The organism is Mycobacterium sp. SVM_VP21, assembly GCA_024758765.1.
GTDB classification, from domain to species: domain Bacteria; phylum Actinomycetota; class Actinomycetes; order Mycobacteriales; family Mycobacteriaceae; genus Mycobacterium; species Mycobacterium heraklionense_C.
Genome location: CP101406.1, coordinates 556,652 through 582,070 on the forward strand (window position 1 = coordinate 556,652; position 25,419 = coordinate 582,070).

The 25,419-nt window shown below is 68.8% G+C and carries 27 protein-coding genes and 1 pseudogene; 18 read left to right on the forward strand and 10 right to left on the reverse strand.

What is annotated here, in order from left to right; all coding sequences use genetic code 11:
- Nucleotides 1-17: 17 nt before the first annotated feature.
- Genes NM962_02875 through NM962_02885 form a run of 3 tightly spaced genes read right to left on the reverse strand, consistent with a single transcriptional unit; the run spans nt 18 to nt 2,804 of the window.
- Nucleotides 18-1,106: an adenosine deaminase gene (locus tag NM962_02875; protein UVO13111.1), complete on the reverse strand. Its 1,089-nt coding sequence runs from the start codon at nt 1,104-1,106 to the stop codon at nt 18-20.
- A gap of 7 nt (nt 1,107-1,113) precedes the next feature.
- Entirely contained in the window at nt 1,114-2,415 is a 1,302-nt protein-coding gene (locus NM962_02880) for a thymidine phosphorylase (protein ID UVO13112.1), read from the reverse strand.
- Nucleotides 2,412-2,804, reverse strand: coding sequence for a cytidine deaminase (locus tag NM962_02885; protein UVO13113.1), 393 nt, complete (start codon nt 2,802-2,804; stop codon nt 2,412-2,414). Before NM962_02885 ends, NM962_02880 begins: the two co-directional genes overlap by 4 nt.
- 243 nt (nt 2,805-3,047) lie before the next feature.
- Here NM962_02885 and sdhC point away from each other — a divergent pair, with 243 nt between their 5' ends.
- The 6 genes and pseudogenes from sdhC to NM962_02915 all read left to right on the forward strand — a co-directional run bounded on the left by sdhC (nt 3,048) and on the right by NM962_02915 (nt 8,200).
- Entirely contained in the window at nt 3,048-3,479 is a 432-nt protein-coding gene (sdhC, locus tag NM962_02890) for a succinate dehydrogenase, cytochrome b556 subunit (GenBank protein ID UVO13114.1), read from the forward strand.
- Nucleotides 3,476-3,943: a succinate dehydrogenase hydrophobic membrane anchor subunit gene (locus tag NM962_02895; protein UVO13115.1), complete on the forward strand. Its 468-nt coding sequence runs from the start codon at nt 3,476-3,478 to the stop codon at nt 3,941-3,943. Before sdhC ends, NM962_02895 begins: the two co-directional genes overlap by 4 nt.
- Before the next feature lie 33 nt (nt 3,944-3,976).
- Nucleotides 3,977-5,731 (forward strand): succinate dehydrogenase flavoprotein subunit, encoded by a 1,755-nt coding sequence (gene sdhA / locus NM962_02900; protein UVO13116.1) that lies wholly within the window; start codon nt 3,977-3,979, stop codon nt 5,729-5,731.
- Nucleotides 5,731-6,600: a succinate dehydrogenase iron-sulfur subunit gene (locus tag NM962_02905; GenBank protein ID UVO13117.1), complete on the forward strand. Its 870-nt coding sequence runs from the start codon at nt 5,731-5,733 to the stop codon at nt 6,598-6,600. The genes sdhA and NM962_02905 overlap by 1 nt, the downstream gene beginning before the upstream one ends.
- A 92-nt stretch (nt 6,601-6,692) precedes the next feature.
- Nucleotides 6,693-7,484: a 3-oxo-5-alpha-steroid 4-dehydrogenase gene (locus tag NM962_02910; protein UVO13118.1), complete on the forward strand. Its 792-nt coding sequence runs from the start codon at nt 6,693-6,695 to the stop codon at nt 7,482-7,484.
- Between the two features lie 86 nt (nt 7,485-7,570).
- Nucleotides 7,571-8,200 (forward strand): annotated as a pseudogene (locus NM962_02915) (carboxymuconolactone decarboxylase family protein).
- Here NM962_02915 and NM962_02920 read toward each other — a convergent pair.
- Genes NM962_02920 through NM962_02930 form a run of 3 tightly spaced genes read right to left on the reverse strand, consistent with a single transcriptional unit; the run spans nt 8,188 to nt 10,059 of the window.
- Nucleotides 8,188-8,679: a PPOX class F420-dependent oxidoreductase gene (locus tag NM962_02920; GenBank protein UVO13119.1), complete on the reverse strand. Its 492-nt coding sequence runs from the start codon at nt 8,677-8,679 to the stop codon at nt 8,188-8,190. The pseudogene NM962_02915 and the gene NM962_02920 sit on opposite strands and share 13 nt — an antisense overlap.
- Nucleotides 8,669-9,595, reverse strand: a complete 927-nt coding sequence (locus tag NM962_02925; protein UVO13120.1) for a sigma-70 family RNA polymerase sigma factor — start codon at nt 9,593-9,595, stop codon at nt 8,669-8,671. The genes NM962_02920 and NM962_02925 overlap by 11 nt, the downstream gene beginning before the upstream one ends.
- 26 nt (nt 9,596-9,621) lie before the next feature.
- Nucleotides 9,622-10,059 (reverse strand): hydrogenase, encoded by a 438-nt coding sequence (locus tag NM962_02930; GenBank protein ID UVO13121.1) that lies wholly within the window; start codon nt 10,057-10,059, stop codon nt 9,622-9,624.
- A 71-nt stretch (nt 10,060-10,130) separates the two neighbouring features.
- On the opposite strand from NM962_02930, the gene NM962_02935 reads away from it, so the two are divergent.
- The 6 genes from NM962_02935 to NM962_02960 all read left to right on the forward strand — a co-directional run bounded on the left by NM962_02935 (nt 10,131) and on the right by NM962_02960 (nt 15,762).
- The gene (locus tag NM962_02935) at nt 10,131-11,135 is read left to right on the forward strand and encodes an SMP-30/gluconolactonase/LRE family protein (protein UVO13122.1); all 1,005 of its coding nucleotides are present in this window, start codon (nt 10,131-10,133) and stop codon (nt 11,133-11,135) included.
- A gap of 132 nt (nt 11,136-11,267) precedes the next feature.
- Nucleotides 11,268-12,491: a D-alanyl-D-alanine carboxypeptidase gene (locus tag NM962_02940; GenBank protein ID UVO13123.1), complete on the forward strand. Its 1,224-nt coding sequence runs from the start codon at nt 11,268-11,270 to the stop codon at nt 12,489-12,491.
- Nucleotides 12,485-12,880 (forward strand): DUF4345 domain-containing protein, encoded by a 396-nt coding sequence (locus tag NM962_02945; protein UVO13124.1) that lies wholly within the window; start codon nt 12,485-12,487, stop codon nt 12,878-12,880. The genes NM962_02940 and NM962_02945 overlap by 7 nt, the downstream gene beginning before the upstream one ends.
- 27 nt (nt 12,881-12,907) lie before the next feature.
- On the forward strand, nt 12,908-14,335 hold the full coding sequence (locus tag NM962_02950) for a sugar porter family MFS transporter (protein UVO13125.1): 1,428 nt from the start codon (nt 12,908-12,910) through the stop codon (nt 14,333-14,335).
- On the forward strand, nt 14,332-15,465 hold the full coding sequence (nagA, locus tag NM962_02955) for an N-acetylglucosamine-6-phosphate deacetylase (protein UVO13126.1): 1,134 nt from the start codon (nt 14,332-14,334) through the stop codon (nt 15,463-15,465). The genes NM962_02950 and nagA overlap by 4 nt, the downstream gene beginning before the upstream one ends.
- Before the next feature lie 9 nt (nt 15,466-15,474).
- Nucleotides 15,475-15,762, forward strand: a complete 288-nt coding sequence (locus tag NM962_02960; protein ID UVO13127.1) for an N-acetyltransferase — start codon at nt 15,475-15,477, stop codon at nt 15,760-15,762.
- A 117-nt stretch (nt 15,763-15,879) separates the two neighbouring features.
- On the opposite strand, the gene NM962_02965 is transcribed toward NM962_02960, so the two are convergent.
- The 3 genes from NM962_02965 to trpS all read right to left on the reverse strand — a co-directional run bounded on the left by NM962_02965 (nt 15,880) and on the right by trpS (nt 18,841).
- The gene (locus tag NM962_02965; protein UVO14528.1) at nt 15,880-16,746 is read right to left on the reverse strand and encodes a DUF5996 family protein; all 867 of its coding nucleotides are present in this window, start codon (nt 16,744-16,746) and stop codon (nt 15,880-15,882) included.
- A gap of 173 nt (nt 16,747-16,919) precedes the next feature.
- Entirely contained in the window at nt 16,920-17,813 is an 894-nt protein-coding gene (gene yhjD / locus NM962_02970; protein UVO13128.1) for an inner membrane protein YhjD, read from the reverse strand.
- An 8-nt stretch (nt 17,814-17,821) separates the two neighbouring features.
- A complete protein-coding gene (trpS, locus tag NM962_02975) occupies nt 17,822-18,841 on the reverse strand; it encodes a tryptophan--tRNA ligase (protein UVO13129.1) in 1,020 nt (339 codons plus the stop codon).
- A 78-nt stretch (nt 18,842-18,919) separates the two neighbouring features.
- Between trpS and NM962_02980 the strand changes: the two genes are divergently transcribed.
- From NM962_02980 to cobM, 6 genes are all read left to right on the forward strand, one after another.
- Nucleotides 18,920-19,585, forward strand: a complete 666-nt coding sequence (locus NM962_02980; protein ID UVO13130.1) for a TetR/AcrR family transcriptional regulator — start codon at nt 18,920-18,922, stop codon at nt 19,583-19,585.
- Entirely contained in the window at nt 19,582-20,241 is a 660-nt protein-coding gene (locus NM962_02985) for an enoyl-CoA hydratase-related protein (protein UVO13131.1), read from the forward strand. The genes NM962_02980 and NM962_02985 overlap by 4 nt, the downstream gene beginning before the upstream one ends.
- Nucleotides 20,242-20,415: 174 nt before the next feature.
- A complete protein-coding gene (locus NM962_02990) occupies nt 20,416-21,258 on the forward strand; it encodes a nitrite reductase (GenBank protein UVO13132.1) in 843 nt (280 codons plus the stop codon).
- Complete coding sequence (locus NM962_02995; protein ID UVO13133.1) at nt 21,255-21,920, forward strand: precorrin-8X methylmutase; 666 nt, start codon at nt 21,255-21,257, stop codon at nt 21,918-21,920. The genes NM962_02990 and NM962_02995 overlap by 4 nt, the downstream gene beginning before the upstream one ends.
- 10 nt (nt 21,921-21,930) lie before the next feature.
- Nucleotides 21,931-23,442: a precorrin-3B C(17)-methyltransferase gene (gene cobJ / locus NM962_03000; GenBank protein ID UVO13134.1), complete on the forward strand. Its 1,512-nt coding sequence runs from the start codon at nt 21,931-21,933 to the stop codon at nt 23,440-23,442.
- Nucleotides 23,418-24,200 carry a precorrin-4 C(11)-methyltransferase gene (gene cobM, locus NM962_03005; GenBank protein ID UVO13135.1) on the forward strand — a complete coding sequence of 261 codons (783 nt, stop codon included), beginning with the start codon at nt 23,418-23,420 and terminating at the stop codon, nt 24,198-24,200. Before cobJ ends, cobM begins: the two co-directional genes overlap by 25 nt.
- Here cobM and cbiE read toward each other — a convergent pair.
- Entirely contained in the window at nt 24,186-25,391 is a 1,206-nt protein-coding gene (gene cbiE / locus NM962_03010; protein UVO13136.1) for a precorrin-6y C5,15-methyltransferase (decarboxylating) subunit CbiE, read from the reverse strand. The two genes, cobM and cbiE, sit on opposite strands and share 15 nt — an antisense overlap.
- Between the last annotated feature and the right edge of the window lie 28 nt (nt 25,392-25,419).

Consider the following 25,419-nt stretch of genomic DNA (forward strand, 5'->3'; position numbering starts at 1 on the left):
TTCTCGCCCGCTGGGAATCAGCCGATCAGCGCCGCATATTGCGGCTTGATCACTTCTTCGATGATCTGCACCCGCTGATCGAACGGGATGAACGCCGACTTCATCGCGTTCACGGTGAACCGCTGCAGATCGGCCCAGCCGTACCCGAAGGTCTCGGCCAGCACCAGCATCTCCTTGCTCATGGTGGTGTCGCTCATCAGCCGGTTGTCGGTGTTGACCGTCACCCGCAGCCGAGCGCGGGCCAACAGATCGAAGGGGTGCTCGGCAATGCTGCCGACTGCCCCGGTCTGGACGTTGGAACTCGGACACAGCTCCAACGGGACCCGCTTGTCCCGCACGATCGCCGCCAGCCGTCCAAGTCGCACCGTACCGTCGTCGTCGACGGTGATGTCGTCGGTGATCCGCACCCCGTGCCCCAGCCGGTCGGCGCCACAGAATGCGATCGCCTCGTGGATCGAGGGCAGCCCGAACGCCTCGCCCGCATGGATGGTGAAGCGCGCGTTGTGGTCACGCATGTACTCGAAGGCATCCAGGTGCCGGGTCGGGGGGTAGCCGGCCTCGGCGCCGGCGATATCGAAGCCGACCACACCCTTGTCGCGGAACCGGATGGCCAGCTCAGCGATCTCGCGCGACAGCGCGGCGTGGCGCATGGCGGTGACCAGGCAGCGCACCGTGATCTCCCGCCCGGCGGCGGCCGCCTCACGCTCACCGTCGGCGAAACCGGCCAGCACCGCGTCGGTCACCTCGTCGAACGACAGCCCGCCCTCGATGTGCAGTTCGGGCGCGAATCGCACCTCGGCGTAGACGACGGCGTCGGCGGCCAGATCCTCGACGCATTCGCGGGCCACCCGATGCAGGGCGTCGGCGGTCTGCATCACCGCCACGGTGTGGCTGAACGGTTCGAGATAGCGCTCCAGCGAGCCGCTGTGTGAACGTGTCCGGAACCAGGTGGCCAGTTCGTCGGGATCGGTCTCCGGCAGCTCGTCGTAGCCGACCTGTCCGGCGATGTCGACGACGGTGGCCGGGCGCAGGCCGCCGTCCAGGTGATCGTGCAGCAGCGCCTTGGGGGCCTGCCCGATGGTCTCCAGGCTCACCGGTGTGCTCATGGCTTCATCATGGGGTCGCCTCGATGATCAGGGGGCGCGGCAGCGGCGGTGTGTCGCCGACGCAGTAGCCGCCGTGCAGCTCGGCCAACGCGGGGGCGAGCCGCTCGGGGGTGTCGGTGTACAGCGTGAACAAGGTCTCGCCGGCGGCCACCGGGTCGCCCGGCCGGCGGTGAATCCGCACCCCCGCGCCGTGCTGCACCCGCTCGCCCGGCCGAGACCGGCCCGCGCCGAGACGCCATGCCGCCAGGGCCACCGCCATTGCATCGATGTCACCCATGAAGCCGCCCCGATCTGCAGTCACGGACTCGGCGCACGCCGCCACCGGCAACGGCACCCCCAGATCCCCGCCCTGGGCGGCGACCATCGCAGTGAACCGGTCCATCGCGGTGCCATCACGCAGGGTCTGCGCGGGATCCACACGGTCGATCCCGGCCAGCGCCAGCATCTCACTCGCCAGCCGCACCGTCAGCGCCACCACATCGGCCGGGCCGCCGCCGGCCAGCACTTCGAGGGCTTCGGCCACCTCGATGGCGTTGCCGACGGTGCACCCCAGCGGCGTGCTCATCTCGGTGAGCAGGGCTCGGGTGGCGACCCCGTGCGCCACGCCCAGTCCGACCATCATCCGGGCCAGTTCCCGGGCCTGCTCGGCGGAGCGCATGAACGCGCCCGACCCGACCTTGACGTCCAAGACCAGGGCTGCGGTGCCCTCGGCGAGCTTCTTGCTCATCACCGAGCTGGCGATCAGCGGCAGCGATTCCACCGTGGCGGTGACGTCACGCAACGCGTAGAGCTTGGCGTCGGCCGGCGCCAGAGTGCCGGCCGCGAAGACCGCCGCGCCGACGCCGGCCAACTGCTCGCGCAGCCTTGTCGTAGACAGCGCCACCTCGAAACCCGCGATCGATTCCAGCTTGTCCAAGGTGCCGCCGGTGTGGCCCAAGCCGCGCCCCGACGCGCTCGGTACCGCAGCTCCGCAGGCGGCGACGACGGCGACCAGCGGCAGCGTGATCTTGTCGCCGACACCACCGGTGGAGTGCTTGTCCACGGTTTTCAGGGGCATGCCGCCGCGGCTCAGGTCGGTGAAGTCCATCCGCTCCCCCGAGGCGATCATCGCCGAGGTCCAGCGCACGGTTTCGGCCGCGTCCATCCCACGCAGGTAGATCGCCATCAGCAGCGCCGACATCTGCTCTTCGGCGACCAGCCCTGCGGTGTAGCCGTCGATCAGCCAGTCGATCCCGGCATCGGGCAGCCGGTGGCCGTCACGCTTGGTGGCAATCAGCGTCGGGGCGTCAAAGGAGGCCAGCACGCTCATGGCAGCGCATCGGGCCCGAAAGCGTCCGGCAGCAGCTCGGCCAACGGCCGTGGCCCCGCCGGGTGGTCGATGAGCAGCTCGGAGCCACCGTGTTCGAGCAGTACCTGGCGGCAGCGACCGCACGGCATCAGCAGATTCCCATCGGCGTTGCTGCACGACAGCGCCACCAGCCGGCCGCCGCCGGCGGCGTAGAGCCCACAGACCACCGCGCACTCAGCGCACAGGCCCAGCCCATATGAGACATTTTCCACATTGCAGCCGGTGACGACCCGGCCGTCGTCGGTCAGTCCGGCCGCGCCGACGCGCAGTCCCGAGTACGGCGCGTAGGCATTAGCTGAAACATTGATTGCGTTGCGCCGCAACATATCCCAGTCCACTTCGTGGGACATTCAACAGATCCCCTGTCGACCTGAGCGCACCACATCACCTCGTCCGTCCGTCAGCAACGATCAAATTTCAGCGTAGTCGCAGGCCTTGGCTACTCGTCAGTAACTTTTACGTGGTCGTTTCGGACCTGTTGATGGGTTTAGAGTCCTTGCCGAGGTTTATTAACAGCGATGGCGTTGCGGAGCGACCGTACGCACGGTATAGGCCGGGCGCAGCGGGCCGCCGCAGAAAATTTGGAGGCGCTGATGACGGCGACATCCGCGGATGCGGCGACGCCGGGGACCCGGACGGATGGGATGCGGTTCCGGCGGCAGAGTCTGTACAAGGGCGACCCGGGAATGTGGGCGTTCGCGCTGCACCGGATCACCGGTGCGACGATCTTCTTCTTCCTGTTTGTCCACGTGCTCGACACGGCCCTGGTGCGGGTAAGCCCGGAGGCCTACACCGAGGTGATCGCGACCTACAAGACCCCGCTGGTCGGCCTGATGGAGCTGGGCCTGGTGGCCGCGGTGCTGTTCCACGGTCTCAACGGGGTCCGGCTGATCCTGATCGACTTCTGGTGGCAGGGCACTCGCTGGCACCGCCAGATGCTGGTGGCCGTCGGCGCCATCTGGCTGGTGGTAATGGTCCCGGTCGTGGTTCGGATCGGCATGCACATGGTGGAGCGGTTCCTATGAGCACAACTGACGTACAAAGCAGCCGGGGCCCGATAGCTCCGGTTCGCGGCCTGGACCGCGACCGTCCGGCCAGCCTCGGCGACCCGCGCGCGCCGCAGCAGCACAGCGGGATGCCCAACTTCGAGAAGTACACCTGGCTGTTCATGCGGTTCTCCGGCGCCGTGCTGATCTTCCTGGTGCTCGGGCACCTGTTCGTCATGCTGATGTGGCAGAACGGCGTGTACCGCATTGACTTCAACTACGTGGCGGAGCGCTGGCACTCGCCGTTCTGGCAGATCTGGGACCTGGTCCTGCTGTGGCTGGCGGAACTGCACGGCGGCAACGGCCTGCGCACGATCATCGGCGACTACACCCGCAGCTCGCGCAGCCGGTTCTGGCTGATGACGCTGCTGGCGGTGTCGATCATCTTCACGCTGGCACTGGGCAGCTACGTGCTGCTGAGCTTCGACGCGAACATTTCTTGACGGCAGATTCGGTAGCGAACGGGTGATATCGCGGTGATTCAAGAACATCGATACGACGTGGTGATCGTCGGTGCAGGCGGCGCCGGGATGCGCGCGGCGGTGGAAGCCGCGCCTCGCGCTCGTACTGCAGTACTGACCAAGCTGTACCCCACGCGTAGCCACACCGGCGCAGCCCAGGGCGGCATGTGCGCCGCGCTGGCCAACGTCGAGGACGACAACTGGGAGTGGCACGCCTTCGACACCGTCAAGGGCGGCGACTACCTGGCCGACCAGGACGCGGTGGAGATCATGGCCAAAGAGGCCATCGACGCCGTGCTGGACCTGGAGAACATGGGCATGCCGTTCTCCCGGACCCCCGAGGGCCGCATCGACCAGCGCCGGTTCGGCGGGCACACCCGCGACCACGGCAAGGCTCCGGTGCGCCGCGCGTGTTACGCCGCCGACCGGACCGGCCACATGATCCTGCAGACGCTGTACCAAAACTGCGTCAAGCACGGCGTGGAGTTCTTCAACGAGTTCTACGCGCTGGACCTGGTGCTCACCGAGACGCCGTCGGGCCCCGTGGCCACCGGCATCGTTGCCTACGAGCTGGCGACCGGTGACATCCACGTCTTCCATGCCAAGGCCATCGTGTTCGCCACCGGCGGCTCGGGCCGGATGTACAAGACCACCTCGAATGCGCACACCCTGACCGGCGACGGCCTGGGCATCGTCTTCCGCAAGGGACTCCCGCTCGAAGACATGGAGTTCCACCAGTTCCACCCGACCGGTCTGGCCGGCCTGGGGATCCTGATCTCCGAGGCCGTTCGCGGCGAGGGCGGCCGGTTGCTCAACGCCGACGGTGAGCGGTTCATGGAGCGCTACGCCCCGACCATCGTCGACCTGGCCCCGCGCGACATCGTGGCCCGCTCGATGGTGCTCGAGGTGCTCGAGGGCCGCGGCGCCGGACCGAACAAGGACTACGTCTACATCGACGTGCGTCACCTCGGCGAAGAGGTGCTCGAGGAGAAGCTGCCCGACATCACCGAATTCGCCCGCACCTACCTGGGCGTGGACCCGGTCAAGGAACTGGTGCCCGTGTACCCGACCTGCCACTACGTGATGGGCGGCATCCCGACCACCAACACCGGACAGGTGCTGCGCGACAACACCAACACCGTGCCGGGCCTCTACGCCGCCGGCGAATGCGCCTGCGTGTCGGTGCACGGCGCCAACCGGCTCGGCACCAACTCGCTGCTGGACATCAACGTGTTCGGCCGCCGTGCGGGGATCGCCGCCGCCGAATACGCCAACGCGCACGACTTCGTCGACATGCCGGAGAACCCCGCCGAGATGGTGACCGGCTGGGTGTCCGACATCCTCTCCGAGCACGGCAACGAGCGCGTCGCCGACATCCGGGGTGCGCTGCAGCAGTCGATGGACAACAACGCTGCGGTGTTCCGCACCGAGAAGACCCTCAAGCAGGCGCTGAGCGATATCCATGCGCTGAAAGAGCGGTACGCCCGGATCACCGTGCACGACAAGGGCAAGCGCTTCAACTCCGACCTGTTGGAGGCGATCGAGCTGGGCTTCCTGCTGGAGCTGGCCGAGGTCACCGTGTTGGGTGCGTTGAACCGCCAGGAGTCGCGCGGCGGACACGCCCGCGAGGACTACCCCAACCGCGACGACGTCAACTACATGCGCCACACCATGGCCTACAAGGAAGGCCCGGATCTGATCGCCGATATCCGGCTGGACTACAAGCCGGTGGTGCAGACCCGCTACGAACCGAAGGAACGGAAGTACTGATGTCCTCCTCAGCTGACTCCGGTTGCTGCTCGTCCGAGGGCGGTTGCTGCTCCCCCGGGTCGTCGAGCGCGGCACCGGCGGCGTTGGTCGACTCTGCCCCCGCCGGTGACCCGCCGCTGCCCCCGGTTCCCGAGGGCGCGCAGATGGTCACGCTCAAGATCGCCCGGTACAACCCGGAAAACCCGGACGCCTACGCCGCCACCGGCGGCTGGCAGAGCTTCCGGGTTCCGGCGCTGCCGACCGACCGGTTGCTCAACCTGCTGATCTACGTGAAGAGCTACCTGGACGGCACGCTGACCTTCCGCCGGTCCTGCGCGCACGGCGTGTGTGGTTCCGACGGGGTGCGGGTCAACGGCAACAACAAGCTGGCCTGCAAGCTGCTGATGCGCGACATCCTGCCCAAAAAGCCGAGCAAGGAACTGACGCTGACCATCGAACCGCTGCGCGGGCTTCCGGTGGAAAAAGACCTCGTGGTCAACATGGAACCGTTCATGGACGCCTACAAGGCGGTCAAGCCGTACCTGATCACCTCGGGCAACCACCCCACCCGCGAGCACATCCAGAGCCAGACCGACCGGGCGCGCTACGACGACACCACCAAGTGCATCCTGTGCGCCATCTGCACCACCAGTTGCCCGGTGTACTGGAGCGAGGGTGCCTACTTCGGGCCGGCCGCGATCGTCAACGCCCACCGGTTCATCTTCGACAGCCGTGACGAGGCCGCCGCCGAGCGCCTGGACATCCTCAACGAGGTCGACGGGGTGTGGCGCTGCCGCACCACGTTCAACTGCACGGACGCCTGCCCTCGCGGTATCGAGATCACCAAGGCGATCCAGGAGGTCAAGCGGGCGCTGATGTTCGCTCGCTGATTTCCGCCGCGACCGACGTGCAAGCCCCCAATTTCGCCCACGAAATGGGGGCTTTCGCGTGTGGTCACCACCACCGTGATAGGACACTGAGCATGCATTGGTACACCGGCAACACCGTCTACGACACCGTCCTGACCTTCGCGTTCGGCTTCGCGGCGTTCGTGATCATCGGCGGCTTCTTCGGTCAGAGCTCCTACGGCCGGTTCTCGACGACCAAGCTCGGCCTGAACCTGAACCCCAAGTTCGGCTGGTGGCTGATGGAGATCCCGGCGACCGTGGTGTTTCTGGTCGCCTACCTGAGCGGGCCGCACCGCTTCGAACCGACGTCGCTGGTGCTGGCCGGGATCTGGGCGCTGCACTACGCCAACCGCGGCTGGTTCTTCCCGCTGGCCATCCGCCAGGTGCCGGGCAAGCGCAGCACCTTCAACATCTCGGTGGTGGTGATGGGCATGCTCGTCACCTCCATGCACGGCTACCTCAACGGTGCACTGTTCAGCCACGACTATTTCGGCCAGTACGGCACCGGCTGGCTGACCGATCCGCGGTTCCTGATCGGCCTGGTGATTTACCTGTGCGGTTTCGCCCTGCTGGTCAACTCCGAGTCGATCGTGCGCAACCTGCGCGACAAGAACAACCCCGGCGGCGCCGAGTACAAGATCCCGTTCGGCGGCGGCTTCCGCTTCGTCACCAGCCCGGCCTATCTGGGCGAGATGATCGCCTGGACCGGCTTCGCGGTGCTGACCTGGGCGCTGCCCGGTGTCGCCATCCTGCTGATCACCGCCGGCAACCTGATCCCCCGCGCGCTGGGCACCCACAAGTGGTACCAGGAGAAGTTCGTCGACTACCCCACCGACCGCAAGGCACTGCTGCCGTTCCTGATCTGAGGCGCGCCGACCCGCCGAGCGTGAAGCCACCTTCACGTTCGGCCGCCGAGCGTGAAGCCACCTTCACATTCGGCGGCGGCGGGCGCTCGTCACACTTAGGCGAGCCGGCTCGTCTAACGGGTATGACTACCAAACCCCGCATCGACCCACTGCCGCCGAAACGCACCAACATGCTGGTGCGTGCCATGTACCGCTACGCCAAGCGGCGCTTCGGTGAAGTGCCGGAGCCCTTCGCCGTCGCCGCGCATCATCCGCGACTGCTGGTGGCCAATGCGGTGCATGAAGGCCTGCTGCAGTCCGCGTCGCGCAAGCTGCCAGCCGGCCCGCGGGATCTGGCGGTGCTCTGGACCGCCCGCACCGTCGGTTGCTCCTGGTGCGTGGACTTCGGATCCATGCTGCAACGCCTGGAGGGCATCGACACCGACCGGCTGAAGCACATCGATGACTACGCGACCTCCCCGCTCTACAGCGAGGACGAGCGGGCCGCCATCGCCTACGCCGACGCGATGACCACCGATCCGCATTCGGTCACCGACGAACAGGTCGCCGATCTGCAGCACCGGTTCGGCGACGCCGGCGTGATCGAGCTGACCTACCAGATCGGGGTGGAGAACATGCGATCCCGGATGTACTCCGCACTGGGCATCACCGAGCAGGGCTTCAACTCCGGAGACGCCTGCCGGGTGCCCTGGGCCACCGAAGATCAACGAGGCTGACTCGCCGGAGTGATCTCGATGTAGGCGATCGGGAGTCCGGCCGCCGCACTGCCCTTGTCCAGACCGCGCTCGAAGATCCGCATCACCGGACTCCAATTGGCGGCGATCGCGTGTTCGGCGACCGCATGGTCGGACTCGGGCAGAATCCGGGCGATCGCGGCAACCGGTTGCCCCTCGGGTTTGCCGCGCAGGCTGCTGGGGACCACGACGACGTTCGGGTTGTTGCGGATTCGTTTGACCTTGCCGGTGGACGCGTCGGTGCGCACGTAGAGCTTTCCGGCATCGACGCCGTGGTTGATCGGGCTCGGCATCGCCTCCCCCGAGCGCTTGAACGTGACCAACAGGATCTGCCGAGACTTGTCGAAGCCGGTGAAGTCCACACCGGTGGGATTGCCGATGGCAAAGGCATCGCGGTGGCGCATCTTGTCCATGGCGCGAAACATCAACGCACCCAACTTCTTTGAGATGCTATTGGCCACGTTTCTGCTCCGATCGGCTAGCTGGGCGCAGCGGGGATCCGGTGAACTTGTCCGGGTTGGCGATATCCCAGATCGCCACCACTCGCCCGTCGCGCACCGTCATCGCGGTGCCCCGCGGCATCAGCTCGGGGAACCCGTCGGCGCCGGGCGCGCCCGGGGTGTAGGCGCCGAGTTCGCCGTTGACCAGCGCCAGCTGATTCGCGGTGATCAGGGTCGGACCGTAGCGGCGTGCCAGGCCGAGCAGGAACCGCGCCACCTTCTCTGGACCGCGAATGACCCGCGGAGCGGTCGGCGCCCGGCGATTCGCGTCGCCGGTGAACGTCACATCGGGGTGTAGCAGCGCCACCACGGCCGCGAGATCGCCGGATGCCATCGCGGCCATCAGTGAGCCGACCGCCTCGTCGTGGCGCGGATCAGGCTGCGGCGGCGGATCAGCGGTGACGGCCTTGCGGGCACGTGACGCCAGCTGGCGGGCGGCGGCTTCAGTGGTGTTGAGCACCCCGGCCACTTCGCTGAACGGCACCGCAAACCCGTCGTGCAGCACAAACGCCACCCGCTGATCGGGAGTCAGCCGCTCCAGCACCACCATGGCGGCGAACCGGGCGTCTTCACCGGCCACCACCGACGACAACGGATCGGCGTCGTCGGTGGTAGTCACCACCGGCTCGGGCAGCCACTCGCCGAAGTAGGCTTCCCGCCGCCGCGACGCCGAGCGCAGCCGGTCCAGGCCCAGACGACTCACCACGGTGGTCAGCCAGGCCCGCGGGTCGACGATGTGGTCACGCTCGGCGGCGTCGAAGCGCAGCCAGGCGTCCTGCACGATGTCCTCGGCGTCGGCGAACATGCCGGTGAGCCGGTAGGCCACCGCCAGTAGGTGAGGCCGCAGCGCCTCGAAGTCCTCCACCGATGCCGTCATCGCCACCAGCCTAGGCGCGGGATCGGTCAGTGCGGCGCCTCGTCGCCGGGCCGCAGGCCCACCAGGACGATGACGCAGACCGCCAGCATCGCGATGCTCAAGCTGTAGAGACCGGCGTCGACGAGATTCTCCTGCCATATCCCGCTATGGTGACCGGCGCCCGCGATCGGAGTGGACCGGCCGGTACCGAAGATCGCCGCCGCCAGGGTGCTGGCCCAGTTCACGTAGGTCCCGTAGAGCGCCAACCAGAACAACGCGGTCAGCCAGCGCGCCGAGAGCCTCAACCGGCCCCATAGCAGACCGAGCGCCAACAGAAACAGGCCGTTCATCACGCCTTCCAGGTGCGCGGACAACCCCATCCGGGGATTGCTCATCGCCCCGGTGGCCATGCCGGTGAGCAGGCCCAACAGAAACAGGAAGACGCCGTGCCACAACAGAGCTCGGCCCTTGTCCGCAGCCATCATCGGCCGACCTTAGATCCGGACAACGCCGTGGGACTGCCGAACGGGGCAATTGCGGCCTTAATGTCGTTGGCATGAGCCGCAAGCCGCGTATCGACCCCGTCCGCTGGCAGCCGCCGGGTTCACGGCCGTTGCCCCCGCCGGATCCCACACCGGTACTGAGGCTCGTCGAGATTCCCGGTAACGCGCCCGAGGACGTGGTCGCCGCGGCCGACGGCAGCATCTGGACCGGGGTCGAAGACGGCCGCATCATCGCCGTCGACGCGGCAGGCGTCGCACCACGGGTGGTGACCAACACCGGCGGGCGCCCGCTGGGCCTGGCCTTCACCCACGATCAACGGCTGCTGATCTGTGACAGCCACCGCGGCCTGCTGCGCTATGACCCGCAGACCCAACAGCTGGAGACCTTGGTCAGCGAAGTGGGCGGGCAGCCGCTGACGTTCTGCTCCAACGCCGTCGAATCATCTGACGGCACAATCTATTTCACCGAATCCACCAGCCGGTTCCACTACGAGCACTACAAGGGCTCGGTGATCGAGGCCCGCGGCAGCGGGTCACTAATGCAGCGAAGTCCGGACGGCACAGTGAGCGTACTGGCGACAGGGTTGCACTTCGCCAACGGCGTGACGCTGACCGCCGACGAATCGGCCGTGGTGTTCGCCGAGAGCACCGGGCGGCGACTGTCCAAGTACTGGCTGACCGGCCCGCACCGCGGTTCGATCACTGCGCTGGTCGAGGAACTGCCCGGCCATCCCGACAACATCTCGACCGGGCGCGACGGACGGATCTGGGTCGCGATGGTCTCCGATCGCAACGCGCTGTCGGACTGGCTGAGCCCGCGCGCGCCGGTGTTGCGCCGGCTGCTGTGGCGGCTGCTGCCGTACCGCTGGCTGCCCGACCCGCAGTCGGTGGTGTGGGTGGTCGGCTTCGACGCCGGCGATGGGCGGGTGCTGGCCCAGTTCCGCACCGAGCACCCCGACTTCGGGCTGGCCACCGGTGTGGTGGAGGCCGACGACCGGCTCTGGATGGGCCGGATCGCCGGGCCGGGTCTGGCGTATTTCGACGTCCGCCCAGCGTGAAGTTAGCTTCACGCTCGGCGGCGAGGGTGAATCTAGCTTCACGTTCGGCGCCGCGCTGCTGTAACTTCCGCCCCATCAGCCACAGCGTGGCTCCCCGGATTTGCCCCGCCGGTGCCCTACCCTGCACACACGATGACTTCTCTGCGCTCGGTGTCAGCCCTGGTGGCGGCGGGTTTCCTCGCCACTGCCGCACCGCTGGCGACCGCGGATCCCACCCCGGGCCTGAACGCCGGAACGGTCGGCTGCCCGTACCAGGTCAACACTCCACCCGCGGTTGACGCCTCCGAGGTTCCCCAGGCCGGCGCTCCGCCGCTGCCGTTGCCGGTGCCGGCCACCCCGGTCGGCGGCGAGGCCTTGTCCGGCTGTGGGATCGTGGCCGCACCCGACACCCCGCCGATACCCAGCGAGGTCTCCGCCGAATCCTGGCTGGTGGCAGACCTGGACAGCGGCGCGGTGATCGCCGCCCGCGATCCGCACGGCCGGCACCGGCCCGCGAGTGTGATCAAGGTGCTGACCGCGATGGCGTCGTTGAACGAGCTGGACCCCAACCTGGTGGTGCTCGGCACCCAGGAAGACGCCAATGCCGAAGGCACCCGGGTGGGCGTCGGCCCCGGCGGCCGCTTCACCGTTGACCAGTTGCTGCACGGCCTGCTGATGGGGTCCGGCAACGATGCCGCGCACGCCCTGGCCATGCAGCTCGGCGGCTGGGATGTCGCACTGCACAAGATCAATACCTTGGCCGCGCGACTGGGCGGCCGCGACACCCGTGCCGCCACCCCTTCCGGACTGGACGGGCCCGGCATGAGCACCTCGGCCTACGATATCGGGCTGTTCTACCGCTACGCCTGGAACAACCCGGCGTTCGCCAACATCGTTGCGACCCGCAGCTTCGACTTCCCGGGCTACGGCGACACTCCCGGCTACCAGCTGGAGAACGATAACCAGCTGCTCTACAACTACCCGGGCGCGCTGGGCGGCAAGACCGGCTATACCGACGACGCCGGGCAGACGTTCGTCGGCGCCGCGACCCGGGACGGACGCCGGCTGGTGGCCGTGCTGCTGCGCGGCACCCGACAGCCGATCCCGCCCTGGCAGCAGGCCGCGCAGCTGCTCGACTACGGCTTCTCCGTCCCGGCCGGCACCCGAGTCGGGACACTGATCGAGCCCGACCCGTCACTGGTAGCGGCCGGCAGCCCGGCCGACACCCCCAACCCGCAGGCCATGCTGCTGGCACCGTCCGACGACACGGTGCCGGTGCGCGTCGGGGTCGGGATCTTCGGGACGGTCGTGGTGTTCGGGCTCATTATGGGTGCCCGGGCGGTGAACCGGCGCCCAGGCAGGGGCTCGGCATGGTGATCAAGGCTCTGCGCACGTTCGGCTGGCTCACCGGGCTGCTGCTGATCGCGCTGGGGATCAGCCGAATGGCGTTCTCGCTGGACTCCATTCCCGACGGCCAGACCGTCAACGCGACCGTGGACAGTGAGACCCGCGCGGCCGGCGCCCTGCTGATCGGCTTCGGGGTCGGCTACCTCGAGGCGTTCCGACGCTCCCCGATCCCGGCTTCAGCCGTGCGCCTGCTGGCCGCCACCATGGCGCTGCTCGGGGTGTCCCGGCTGATGTCCATGGCCGACGTCGGCATGCCGCATCCGGCCTTCACCGCGGCGTGCGCCGTCGAATTCGCCGCGGCCGCACTGACCTACTGGTACGCCACCCTGGCCGAGCGGCGCGACTCGGGCATTCGATAGCTGACCGCATCCCCTACGGTGAGCCAGATGGGCCGATTCGCCGAACTGCGCCGCTCCTCGCCGCTGGCGCTGGCGGTGGGAGTGGCCGCCGCCAGCGTAGGCGTCATCTACGGCTACGACCTGTCCAACATCGCCGGCGCGCTGTTGTTCATCGAGCGTGATTTCGGGCTGACCGAGACCCAGCAGGAGATGATCGCGACCGCAACGGTGATCGGCGAGATCGCCGGCGCCATGGCCGGCGGGTGGCTGGCCAACGCGATCGGCCGGAAGCGCTCGATGGTCTCGGTGGCGCTGGGCTACGCGGCCTTTGCCGTGCTGGGGGCGGCGGCGACGTCGGTGTCGACGCTGACCGTCGCGCGGCTGCTGCTCGGCATCACCATCGGAGTATCGGTAGTGGTGGTTCCGGTGTTCGTGGCCGAGTCGGCGCCGGCGCATGCCCGCGGCGCACTACTGGTCACTTACGGGCTGGCGACCGTGATCGGGATCATCGCCGGCTACCTGTTCGCCTACCTGCTGGCCGGTACCGGCAATTGGCGGGCAATGCTGGGCCTGGCCGCGGTCCCGGCGGTACTTGTCGCCCTGCTGCTGGCGCGCGTCCCCGACACCGCTCGCTGGTACCTGCTCAAGGGCCGTGCCGCCGACGCGGAACGCACCCTGCGGCGGATCGAACCGGGCGCCGACGCGCAGCGCGAGCTGGCCGAGATCGGCCGCACCCTGGCCGAGGAACAGGCCGGCGGAGTCGGCGTGCTGCGCGAGATGCTCCGGCCGCCCTACCTGCGAGCGACGCTGTTCGTGGTGACGCTGGGGTTCTTCATCCAGATCACCGGGATCAACGCGATCGTCTACTACAGCCCCCGGCTGTTCGAGAAGATGGGTTTCGAAGGCGATTTCGCGTTGCTGGTCCTGCCGGCGCTGGTTCAGGTCGCCGCCTTGGCCGCGATGGTCGTCTCGCTGGCGATCATCGACCGCGTCGGCCGGCGGCCGATCCTGCTGTCAGGGATCGCCGCGATGGTGGTGGCCAACCTGCTGCTGGTCGCGGTGTTCGCCGCCGGCGAGACGTTCGGCGAGGCACTGGCGGCGGTCAAGTTCGGCGGAGTGCTGCTGTTCACCGTCGGCTATACCTTCGGATTCGGCTCCCTGGTGTGGGTGTATGCCGGAGAGAGCCTGCCGGCCAGGATGAGAGCCATGGGGTCCTCAGCGATGCTGACCTCCGACCTGGTGGCCAATGCGATCGTCGCCGCGGTCTTCCTGACCATGCTGACCTCGCTGGGCGGGGCCGGGACGTTCGCGGTCTTCGGTGTGCTGGCGGTGCTCAGCCTGGGCTTCGTGTATCGCTACGCGCCGGAGACCAAGGGCCGCCAACTGGAAGACATCCGGCACTTCTGGGAGAACGGCGGACGCTGGCCCGCCGAGGAACCCACGGCCCTGGTTGCTGACAGCGAGGCCCCGGCATGAGCGTCATCTCCGCGGGCGCCGCCGTGCTCGACGGCGCGGTGCACCGGCCCGGCTGGGTGTCGGTGACCGAGGGGCGGATCGCCGATTGCGGGGCTGGGCCACCTCCGGTTCGGCCCGATATCGATTTCGGTGACTGCGTTGTGGTGCCCGGCTTCGTCGATATGCACTCCCACGGCGGCGCCGGCGTCTCCTACGCCGAAGATCCAGACCGCGCGGCGGCCTTGCACGCGTCGCACGGCACCACCGGCGGCCTGGCGAGTTTGGTGACCGCCTCACCGGAAACCCTGCTGGCACAAGTGCACACGCTGGCTGCCGCGACCCGCCGCGGTGTGCTGGACGGCATCCACCTGGAGGGGCCCTGGCTGAGCCGGCTGCACTGCGGTGCGCACGACCGCGGTCAGCTGCGCGCCCCGTCCGACGCCGAGGTCGACGCGCTGCTGGTTGCCGGCGGCGGCACGATCCGGATGGTCACGCTCGCGCCCGAGTTACCCGGTGCTTTTCCGGCCATCCGACGTCTGGTGGATGCGGGAATCGTTGTGGCCGTCGGGCATACCGATGCGAGCTACGAACTGACGCGGCAAGCGGTCGATGCCGGCGCGCGGGTCGGCACGCACCTGTTCAACGCGATGCGGGCACTGCATCATCGCGAGCCGGGACCGGTTCCCGCACTACTGTCCGATCCCCGGGTGACCGTCGAGCTGATCGCCGACGGCGTGCATCTGCACCCGGGGGTGATCCGGCACGTGGTGACCACCGCCGGCCCGGACCGGGTCGCGCTGGTGTCCGATGCGATGGCCGCCGCCGGCGTCGGCGACGGCGTGTTCCGTCTCGGCGTGCTCGACGTCGACGTCGCCGACGGGGTTGCCCGGCTGCGCGGTACGGCGACGATCGCCGGCAGCACCGCCACCATGGACCGGCTGTTCGCGACCGCGGTGCGACTGCTCGAGGCCGAGATCGGCGTCGAGGCCGCCATTGCCGCGGCAGTGCGCATGACCTCGTCCACCCCGGCGCACATCCTCGGGCTGCACCGGGCCGGTGTTCTGGCCGCCGGACGTGACGCCGACCTGGTTGTGTTGGACCGGGATTGGCGGGTCTCGCGAGTAATGCGGCGCGGCTCCTGGCTCGGATAGGCTGCAAAGATGAGCGAACCAACCGTCACCCACGACGACCAGCAGTACAAGATCAGCGTCGATGGCGAACAGGCCGGATTCGCCGACTACATCGAACGCGGCGATCAGCGGATCTTCCACCACACCGTGATCGACAAGGCGTTCGGCGGGCGCGGCCTGGCCAGCACGCTGATTGGCACCGCCCTGGCCGACACCCGCGCGGCCGGCAAACGCGTCGTGCCGACCTGCTCGTTCGTCGAGGCCTACATCACCAAACACCCCGAGTTCGCCGACCTCGTCGACCCGGCCAGCGACTGATCATGACGCGGGTAGCCGTCAACAGCAGTCAGCCGCGGTCTACCGGGCCTACCTGGACGCTGCAGCCGAGGTGCGGGCACGTGACCGCCCACCGCCCGGAGTGACAGCCGGCGCCATTCAGGCGCGTGATTGCCGCTGCCACCGATTCGGATCTGCTTCGAGGGCAGCACGATCCCAGTTGCCGCGCACCGCCGCCGCTTCATAGGTGTCTTGCAGAAAATCCAGCAGCACCCGGTCCGGCTCGGGTGCTTGCCGCACCGCCTCGTAGGGCAACACGTACTCCCCCATCTGTGTGCTGTAGAACGCTTCTGCGGGGCGGACCGGGTGATCGGCGAAGCCATCGGGTTCCGGGTAGGCGTAGGCATAGAAGCCGCCTTCGGCGCCGCCGCCCGGCCAGAACCCGCAGCTGCTGAGTTCGTGTGAGTAGCCTTCGACCATCACCCAGTCGCCGCAGTTGGGTGCCCCACCGGGGTGCGGCGGAGCGCGTCGGCCGGAGAATCGGGTGCAGGCAAGATCCATTGCTCCCCAAAAGAAATGGACGGGGCTGACCTTGCCGATGAAGCGCGACCTGAACTGGCCCAGCACGCGGTTCGCCTGCACCAGTTGCCGCCAGAACAGGTGGGCGGCCCGTGGGTCATAGGAGGCGTGCTCGACGTCGTCGGCGAACGGCACGGCGGGCTCGACCTCGTTGGGGTGAGACTGGATACGTGTCTGCAGGCCCAACTCGGCCAGCATCGACATGACCGTGGCGTAGAACTCCGCCACCGACTGCTCCCGCAGCGCCGTGGTCCGGGTCGCACCGGAGCTGGTTCGGATCACCAACTGGTGGTCGATGAAGTCGAATGCGATGTCGAAAACATCGCAGCCGTAAGGGATCGCCGACGTGGTGAGCCCTCGTGGGGTGACGTACAGCGTCACCTGCCACCAGTGGTTCACCAAGGGCGCGTGCGCCAGACGGACCTTGCCGACGATCTGAGTCCACATGTGCAGGGTGTCCCGGGTCGGACCCCAGTCCTCGACACGGAGACTCGGCCAGGTAGTTGCGGATTCGTGCGCCACGCTCGTCCTCCGTCCATGAGCAGTCGGGCAGACCGGACCGGGAACCAGACGGTCCGCTCCGTAATGCCGACTACCCGTTTCGGGTACCGGTCACACCGTCAGTCGGCGTGGAGATTGTCCGCCGACGTCGCCGCCCACGCGGTGGCGAACAGGATGAGCCGGGCGGTGACGTAGGCGAATACCAGCAGGCCCAGCACCGGTCCGAACACCGCCCCGGCCGGGCCGTTGATCACCGACTGCAGATACACCGAGCCGGCCTGCTTGAACAGTTCGTAGCCGACCGCGGCGATGGCACCGGCTTCCATCGCGCTGTTGAAGTTCACCGACTCCCGAGGCAGCCGCGCGATCATCCAGGTGAACAGCAGCCACGACACCCCGGCCGCCATGATCAGCGACGCGACCCGCAACAGCCCACCCAGCAAGGTGAAGTCGGGAACGCCCAGCCAGCGCAGGACACTTCGCATCAGCTTCGGATCGGCCAGGGCGGTCAGCGCGATAGTGGCCAGCGTGGCGCCGAACGCCCACACCATGGCGAGCAGGTCAGACAGCTTGGAAGAGACGAAACCCTTTTTGTCCGAGCGGGTTTCCCACATCTCCGACAGCGCCTCGCGCAGGTTGGCCATCCACGTCAAGCCCACCCAAGCGGCAGTCGCCAGGCCGATCGCCCCGACGGAGGCGCGTGATGAGATCGCGCTGTCCATCAGCGTGACGAGCTCATTGCCGAACTCGCCCGGGATCGAATGCTTGATCCGGCGCTCGATCTCGTCGAGCACCTCGGGTCGCCGTGACAGCAGGAAACCGCCGACGGAGAAGCCAACCATCGCCAGCGGGAACAACGCGAAGATGGTGTAGTAGCTCATCCCCGCGGCGAAGAAGTTGCCCTGACAGTCGTCGTAGCGTTCCTGAGCACGCATTACGTGATCGAACCAGCCGTACCTGGTGCGCAGGCGTTCGATGACGCCCGGCTTGGTCGGGTCGGACTGGTCGGTCACGGCTTTGCTCATGGCCGTGCTGGAAGCAATCCCACCCGGTCGTACACCCGCGCAAGTGTTTCGGCCGCCACCTCTCGCGCCCGGCTCGCGCCGGCGGCCAGCACCGCCTCCAGCTCAGCCGGATCGGCGAGCAGCTCATCCACCCGGGCCTTGATCGGGGTGACGAACTCGGCGACGGCCTCGGCGGTCTCCTTCTTCAGGTCGCCGTAGCCGCGTCCGGCATAGCCGTTGACCAGGGACTCGACATCCGAACCGGTGACCGCGGCCTGAATGGTCAGCAGATTCGAAATGCCAGGCTTGGCCTCCGGGTCGTAGCGGATCTCGCGCTCGGAGTCGGTGACCGCCGAGCGAATCTTCTTGGCGCTTTTCGCCGGTTCGTCGAGCAGGCTGATCAGGCCGGCGTCGGTGGCCGCCGACTTGCTCATCTTGGCGCTCGGATCCTGCAGGTCATAGATCTTGGCGGTGGCCTTCGGGATCATCGGCTCGGGGACGACGAAGGTCTCCGGGAAGCGTGCATTGACGCGCTGGGCGACGTCGCGCGCCAACTCCAGGTGCTGACGCTGGTCTTCCCCGACCGGGACCACCTCGGTGTCGTAGAGCAGCACGTCGGCGGCCATCAACACCGGATAGGTGAACAGACCCACGGTGGTGGAGTCGGCGCCTTGCTTCTGCGACTTGTCTTTGAACTGCGTCATTCGCGACGCCTGCCCGAAACCGGTGAAACAGCCGAGCACCCAGGCGAGTTCGGCATGCGCCGGCACATGGCTCTGTACGAAAACCGTGCTGCGGGCCGGGTCGATGCCCAGCGCGAGGTACTGGGCGGCTGTCACCAGCGTGCGGCGACGCAGCGTCGCCGGGTCCTGCGGCACGGTGATCGCATGCAGATCCACGACGCAGAAGAATGCCTCGTGATCGTCCTGCAGGCTGGTCCACTGAGCGACCGCGCCGAGGGCGTTTCCGAGGTGAAGCGAGTCGGAGGTTGGCTGGGCGCCGGAGAATACGACGGGACGGGATCCGGGAGTGCTCATGATTGTCCGATCCTGTCACGCCGGGATCCGGATGACCGCACCTGGTAACAGAGCGCTCGCTCTGTTACGGTGACGGCCATGCCCCGCCCGCGCGTGTACGACCCCGAGCAGGTGCTCGACGCCGTGGAGACGCTTGCCGCACGGTCCGGCCCCGCCGCGGTGACCATTCGCGCCATCGGGGAGGCCACCGGTGCCTCCAACGGTGCGGTCTACCACGGGTTCGGCTCGCGGGCCGGGCTGGTTGCCGCCGCCTGGCTGCGGGCCGCCCGGCGGTTCCTGGCGGTGCAGGGCGAGCTGGTGGACGCGGTCTCAGACCCACTCGAGGCGGTGGTTGCCGCCGCCGACGCTCCGGTGGCGTTCGCGCAGCGTCATCCCGACGCCTGCAAGCTGCTGTTCGCGATCCGGCGCGACGAATTGCCCGACGACGACCTGTCTCCGGAACTGGCCGAGCGGCTCCGCGGCGCCGACGCCGAGCTGGTCGGCTTGCTCATCGGGCTCGCGGAGGCCCTGTGGCAGCGCCGCGACGCCGCCGCCGTCGACACCATCACCACCTGCGTCGTCGATCTACCCACCGCTATCGTGCTCAGCCGGAACCGGTTGGGCTGCAACATCGCCCGCGCCCACCTGCACGCGGCGGTCCGCGCCGTACTGTCGGTCGGGCCACCCCCGGCGGTTCAGCGAGGCTCGACGGAGGAGAGCCGAAGTTGGGGCCGCCGCATGAATCAGAAAGGATCCACCCCATGAACCTGACCTATGACGACACGATCGCCGTACTGGACCTCGGTGATGACGAAAACCGGTTCTCCCCGGACTTCCTCGACGAGATCAATCGCGTGCTCGACGACGTGCTGGCCGCCAACGCCAAGGGGAAGGCCCACGGCCTGGTCACCACCGCGGGCGGCAAGTTCTACACCAACGGCCTGGACCTGGACTGGCTGATGGCCAACGGCGACCGCACCGACTGGTACGTCGGCCGGGTGCACGCCCTGCTCGCGCGGGTGCTGACACTGCCAATTCCGACCGCGGCGGCCGTGGTCGGCCACGCGTTCGGGGCCGGCGCCATGCTGGCGATCGCCCACGACTTCCGTGTCATGCGCGCCGACCGCGGCTTCTTCTGCTTCCCCGAGGTCGACATCCGGATTCCGTTCACCGCGGGGATGACCGCGTTGATCCAGGCCAAGCTCACTCCGCAGGCTCAGGTGGCGTCGATGACGACCGGCCGCCGATTCGGCGGGGTGGACGCCGCGACCTTCGGCATCGTGGACACCACCGCCCCCGAGGGAGCGGTGACTCCGACCGCGACCGAGTTGCTGCGGCCGCTGGCCGGCAAGGACTCGGGCACGCTGGGCGCAATCAAGGACGCCATGTTCGGCCCGGCGGTGGCGGCGCTGGGCGGTTGAGCCACACCCGTCCCACCTGTCACCGGAGGGCGGGGGCATGTCTGTTGCCCGCCTGTGAGCGACAATTCAGTCCGTGCACGCCAAACCCGCCGCCGGCAGCGCTGACTTAACGGGTGTTGTCGCGCAAAGGTGGGCAACTCTTCTATGCCCTCCCCCGCGTGGCGGGTGTGACGGATGAGGACGAGGGCCGACCGGTGCCCGGGCGTACTGCGCCCCTGGGCGGCCGACGACGGACTGCTGGTGCGGCTGCGGCTGGTCGGCGGCCGGCTGCCGGCCGCCTCGCTGGCCCGCTTGCTGCAAGTCAGCGCCGAGTTCGCCGACGGCTCGGTGTACCTGACCAAGCGGGCCAACCTGCAGTTGCGCGGGTTGGCCGATCACGGCGGTGCCCTCGCCCCCAACGCGGTGGCCGCCCTGGAGTCGACCGGGCTGTTGCCGTCGCCTAGCCACGAACTGGTCCGCAACATCCTGGTCTCGCCGCAGACCGGCTATGCCGGTGGGCGGGCGGACCTGCGCCCGGTGGCGGCGGGACTGGATGCACTGCTGTGTGCCGATCCGCGACTCGCTCGGCTGCCCGGTCGCTTCCTGTTCGTGCTCGACGACGGCCGCGGCGACCTGATCGATCGGCAGAGCGACGCCGGCCTGGTGGCGCTCAGTGACACCGAGGCACAGCTGCGAGTCGGTGACGACTGGGGCGATGTGGTGAACATTGCCGACGCCGCCGCACAGCTGGCCGTCCTGGCGGCGTCGTTCCAGGCCGCCCGCGGCGAGCAACCGGACGCGCCCTGGCACATCCGCGAACTGTCCCGCCCGTTGGCGCCGGTCCAAGCCGCCGACCCGCGCGTCCCGGCCCCGTCGGGTCCGTTACCGTTCGGCAGCGTGCCCGGCGGCACCCACATGCAGGTCCCCGACGGCGTGCTAACGGCGGACCACGGGCGATTGCTGAGGGAGCACACCGAGCTCGTGGTGACGCCGTGGCAGGGTGTCTTCATCCCTCAAGCCCAGGAGGCGAACCGGTGAGCAGGCCCACGCGCCCGTCTCGGCATTACGACTACATTGCCGACGGTCCGGCCATCTACGTCGAATCGTTCGCGACCATCCGCCGCGAGTCCGACCTGTCGCACATCCCGGCGACCGCCGAGCGCCTCGCGGTGCGAATGATCCACGGCGCCGGGCAGACCGACGTCGCCAAGGACTTGCTGATTCACCCCGACGCGGTGCCGGCCGGGCGGGCCGCACTCGACGGCGGCGCGCCGATCCTCTGCGATGCCCGGATGGTGGCAGTCGGAGTGACCGCCGGGCGCCTACCCGCCGGCAACGAGGTGCGCTGTTACCTGCGCGACGAGCGGGTTCCAGATCTGGCGAAGGAATGGGGAACCACCCGTTCGGCGGCGGCCGTCTCGCTGTGGGAACCCGAGCTGGCCGGCGCCGTCGTGGCAATCGGCAACGCGCCGACCGCGCTGTTCCACCTGCTGGAGACGATCATCGACGGCGGACCGCGCCCGGCGGTGATCGTCGGCTGCCCGGTGGGGTTCATCGGCGCGGCCGAGTCCAAGGAGGCGTTGGCCGCACTGCACCGCGACCACGGCATCGACATCCCGTTCGTGACCGTGCGCGGCCGGCGTGGCGGGTCGGCGATCACCTCGTCGGCGTTGAACGCACTCGCCTCGGATACCGAATGAAAGACACAGCATGACCGGCCGTTTTTATGGCGTGGGCCTGGGCCCCGGTGACCCGGAACTGATCACCCGCAAGGCGGCCCGGATCATCGCCGACGCCGACGTGGTCGCCTACCACGCCGGGGTCAACAAGGCGTCGTATGCGCGCACCATCGCCGCGGACCTGATCCGGCCCGGTGTCGTCGAGGAAGAGCTGCGCTACCCGGTCACCACCGGCGTCACCGATCACCCCGGCGGCTATGCCGGAGCGCTCGCCGACTTCTACGAAGCGTCGGCATCAAGGCTGGCCGCCCACCTGGATGCGGGTCGCACCGTGGCACTGCTGACCGAGGGCGATCCGCTGTTCTACGGCTCGTTCATGTACATGCACGACCGGCTGTCGACGCGCTTCGACACCGAGATCATCCCCGGCGTGCCGGCGTTCAGCGCCGCCACCGCCGCGCTCGGGATGCCGCTGGTGCGCCAGACCGACGTGCTGACCGTGCTGCCGGGCACCCTGGCAGAGCACGAGCTGGCGATGCGACTGGCCGACACCGACGGCGCCATCATCATGAAGCTGGGCCGCACGTTCCCGGCGGTGCGCCGGGCCCTGGTCGCGGCGGGCCGCCTCGAGCACGCCTACTACGTCGAGCGGGCCAGTCACCCCCAGCAGCGCTGGCTGCCGGTGTCCGGCATGGACGAAGCGGAGGAGGTCCCGTACCTGTCGTTGATCGTGGTCGACGGGGATTCCCGCAACGGACAGCGCTCCCGAACACCGGCCGACCAGACCGCTGCGATCGTTGAGCCGGTGCGTGCCGCCGCTGAGTTGCTGGTGATCGGCTTGGGCCCGGGCCCCGAAGGCTGGCTCACCGCCGAGGCCACCGCGGCGCTGGCCACCGTCGACCACGTGGTGGGCTACGGCCCGTACGTCGCGCGGGTTCCGCAGCGCGAGGGTTTGCAGCGACACACCTCGGGCAACACCGTCGAGCTGGACCGGGCCCGCTTCGCACTGGATCTGGCCGCCCGAGGCGAGAAGGTGGCGGTGGTCTCCGGCGGAGATGCCGGGGTGTTCGGGATGGCAGCTGCGGTGTTCGAGGCGGCCTCCGATGTTCAGTATCAACACGTTTCGGTGCGCGTGCTGCCGGCAGTGTCGGCGGTGCAGGCGGTGGCCGCGGCGGCCGGCGCCCCGATCGGGGCCGACTTCGCGGTGCTGAGCCTGTCGGATCGGCTCAAGCCGTGGTCGGTGATCGAGGCGCGGCTGCGGGCGATCGCCGAAGCCGATCTGGTGCTGGCGATCTACAACCCGGCGTCTCGTGCCCGACCCGACCAGATCGCGATCGCGCGCAAGGTGCTGCTGGAACACCGGGACGCGGGGACGGTGGTGGTGATCGGCCGTGACGTCGGCCGAGAGTCGGAGACGCTGACCGTGACCACCCTGGGCGAGCTGGACACCGACACCATCGACATGAAATGCCTTGTCCTGGTGGGCGCCTCGTCGACCCGGGTGACGGCTGGACGGGTATGGACGCCGCGATGGGTGCGTTAGCGGTCCAGTTCGTCGGCGCCGGCCCGGGCGCGGCGGATCTGCTGACGGTGCGGGCCGCTCGCCTGCTGGCCGGCGCCGACGTGGTGCTCTACCCGGGCAGCTATCTTGACCCGCAGGTGCTCGAACAGTGCTCACGCACAGCCGAACTCGTCGACACCGCCGACCTGGATCTGGATGCGATCACCGACCGGCTGGTCACCGCGCATCGGGCGGGCCGCGCGGTGGTGCGGCTAGTCTCCGGGGATCCGTCCCTGTACAGCGCGGTCTTCGAGCAGACCCGCCGCCTCGACGCCGCCGGGGTGCCGTGGGAGGTGACACCCGGAGTGCCGGCGTATGCGGCGGCCGCAGCGGCGCTCGGCCGTGAGCTCACGGTGCCGCTGGTGACGCAGTCGGTGGTGTTGACCCGTACGCAAGCCGCCTCCACCGCAATGCCGCAACGCGAAGCGCTCTCCGCATTCGCCGCGACGCAAGCCACGCTGGTGTTGCACCTGGCGATCACTCGCATCCGGGCGCTGATGGCTGAACTGGCGCCCGAGTACGGTGCGGACTGCCCGGTCGCGGTGGTCTATCGTGCGTCGCAGCCCGAGGAATTGGTGCTGCGCGGCACGATCACCGACATCGCCGGCGCGGTCGAGGCGGCGGGCCTGCGGTCGGCCGCGGTCATCCTGGTCGGCCGGGCGGTAGCCGATTTGCCCGATCCGTGCGCCGGCGAGAGCCATCTCTATGACCCGGCACGAGACCGGTCAGGACCGCGTTAGCGCCCACTGGGTGACGGCCCGGCTCGGTGACCAGCCGGTGAAGGAGCCGAGCGGGGCGGCGTGTTCGACGTGGATGCGGGTCAGTTCACCGCCGTGTTCGCGGTGGGCCGCCGCCAGCAGCGCCTCGGTCTCCAGCGTCACCGCGTGCGCCACCAACCGGCCGCCCGGCGCCAGGGCAGCCAGGCAGGCCGCCAGCACCCCGTCCGTCGTCAACCCGCCGCCGATGAACACCGCGTCCGGCGCCGGCAGGCCCGCCAACGCCTGCGGAGCCGCGCCGCGAACGACCTGCAACGCAGGCACACCGAGGTTGCGGGCGTTATCCGAGATGCGTTGCGCCCTAGCAGCATTCGCCTCGACAGCGATGGCACGGCAGGTCGGATGCGCGCGCATCCATTCGATGCCCACCGAGCCGGCGCCCGCGCCGACGTCCCAGAGCAGCTGCCCGGGGGCCGGGGCCAGTCGCGCCAGCGCGGCGGCCCGCAGGTCACGTTTGGTGAGCTGCCCGTCGTGGTCGTAGCCGTCATCGGGCAGACCGGCCGCCCAGCCGGACATTAACGGTCCGGCCAGTTCCAGGGCGACGATATTGAGCCGCGGGGCCGGACCTTGAAAGGCGGGGTAGGTTGCCGCCGTGCTGTCCAGCCGCGATTCGCCCGTACCACCGAGATCGCCGAGCACCACCATCCGGCTGGCTCCGTAGCCGCGCTCGGTCAACAGGGCGGCCAGCTGCCCCGGGGTGGTCTTGTCCGACGACAGCACCAGCACCCGCCGGCCCGGCGCCAGCTCCCGCAGCACCGCGTGCACGTCGCGGCCGACCACGCTGACCACCGCGGCGGATTCCGCCGGCCAGCCCATCCGGGCGCGGGCCAGCGTCACCGAGGAGACCGCCGGCAGCACCGTCACCTGGTCGGCACCGAACAACCGGATCAGCGTGGTGCCGATGCCGCTGAGCAGTGGATCACCGGATGCCAGCGCCACGATCCGCAGTCCCGCCAGCTCCTCGAACAGCGCGGGCAGCCCGGCGTGCAGCGGCACCGGCCACCTGTGCCGCCGCTGGCCGTTGACCTCCGGTAACAGGTTCAGTTGGCGAGGTGCGCCGACTACGACGTCGGCGGCCAGCACGGTCTGCCTGGCCGACTCGGCCAGCCCTGCCCAGCCGTCGGCTCCGATGCCGACGATCACCGTGTGCGTCATTCGACGGACCGCAGCGGGAGTCGCAGCC

Excerpts from the sequence above, each read along its gene's own strand:
- NM962_02875 (UVO13111.1), bottom strand. The coding sequence starts at position 1,106 with ATGAGCACACCGGTGAGCCTGGAGACCATCGGGCAGGCCCCCAAGGCG.
- NM962_02880 (UVO13112.1), bottom strand. The coding sequence starts at position 2,415 with ATGAGCGTGCTGGCCTCCTTTGACGCCCCGACGCTGATTGCCACCAAG.
- NM962_02885 (UVO13113.1), bottom strand. The coding sequence starts at position 2,804 with ATGTCCCACGAAGTGGACTGGGATATGTTGCGGCGCAACGCAATCAAT.
- sdhC (UVO13114.1), top strand. The coding sequence starts at position 3,048 with ATGACGGCGACATCCGCGGATGCGGCGACGCCGGGGACCCGGACGGAT.
- NM962_02895 (UVO13115.1), top strand. The coding sequence starts at position 3,476 with ATGAGCACAACTGACGTACAAAGCAGCCGGGGCCCGATAGCTCCGGTT.
- NM962_02905 (UVO13117.1), top strand. The coding sequence starts at position 5,731 with ATGTCCTCCTCAGCTGACTCCGGTTGCTGCTCGTCCGAGGGCGGTTGC.
- NM962_02910 (UVO13118.1), top strand. The coding sequence starts at position 6,693 with ATGCATTGGTACACCGGCAACACCGTCTACGACACCGTCCTGACCTTC.
- NM962_02925 (UVO13120.1), bottom strand. The coding sequence starts at position 9,595 with ATGACGGCATCGGTGGAGGACTTCGAGGCGCTGCGGCCTCACCTACTG.
- NM962_02930 (UVO13121.1), bottom strand. The coding sequence starts at position 10,059 with ATGATGGCTGCGGACAAGGGCCGAGCTCTGTTGTGGCACGGCGTCTTC.
- NM962_02935 (UVO13122.1), top strand. The coding sequence starts at position 10,131 with ATGAGCCGCAAGCCGCGTATCGACCCCGTCCGCTGGCAGCCGCCGGGT.
- NM962_02940 (UVO13123.1), top strand. The coding sequence starts at position 11,268 with ATGACTTCTCTGCGCTCGGTGTCAGCCCTGGTGGCGGCGGGTTTCCTC.
- NM962_02945 (UVO13124.1), top strand. The coding sequence starts at position 12,485 with ATGGTGATCAAGGCTCTGCGCACGTTCGGCTGGCTCACCGGGCTGCTG.
- NM962_02950 (UVO13125.1), top strand. The coding sequence starts at position 12,908 with ATGGGCCGATTCGCCGAACTGCGCCGCTCCTCGCCGCTGGCGCTGGCG.
- nagA (UVO13126.1), top strand. The coding sequence starts at position 14,332 with ATGAGCGTCATCTCCGCGGGCGCCGCCGTGCTCGACGGCGCGGTGCAC.
- NM962_02960 (UVO13127.1), top strand. The coding sequence starts at position 15,475 with ATGAGCGAACCAACCGTCACCCACGACGACCAGCAGTACAAGATCAGC.
- NM962_02965 (UVO14528.1), bottom strand. The coding sequence starts at position 16,746 with ATGTGGACTCAGATCGTCGGCAAGGTCCGTCTGGCGCACGCGCCCTTG.
- trpS (UVO13129.1), bottom strand. The coding sequence starts at position 18,841 with ATGAGCACTCCCGGATCCCGTCCCGTCGTATTCTCCGGCGCCCAGCCA.
- NM962_02980 (UVO13130.1), top strand. The coding sequence starts at position 18,920 with ATGCCCCGCCCGCGCGTGTACGACCCCGAGCAGGTGCTCGACGCCGTG.
- NM962_02985 (UVO13131.1), top strand. The coding sequence starts at position 19,582 with ATGAACCTGACCTATGACGACACGATCGCCGTACTGGACCTCGGTGAT.
- NM962_02990 (UVO13132.1), top strand. The coding sequence starts at position 20,416 with ATGAGGACGAGGGCCGACCGGTGCCCGGGCGTACTGCGCCCCTGGGCG.
- cobJ (UVO13134.1), top strand. The coding sequence starts at position 21,931 with ATGACCGGCCGTTTTTATGGCGTGGGCCTGGGCCCCGGTGACCCGGAA.
- cobM (UVO13135.1), top strand. The coding sequence starts at position 23,418 with ATGGACGCCGCGATGGGTGCGTTAGCGGTCCAGTTCGTCGGCGCCGGC.
- cbiE (UVO13136.1), bottom strand. The coding sequence starts at position 25,391 with ATGACGCACACGGTGATCGTCGGCATCGGAGCCGACGGCTGGGCAGGG.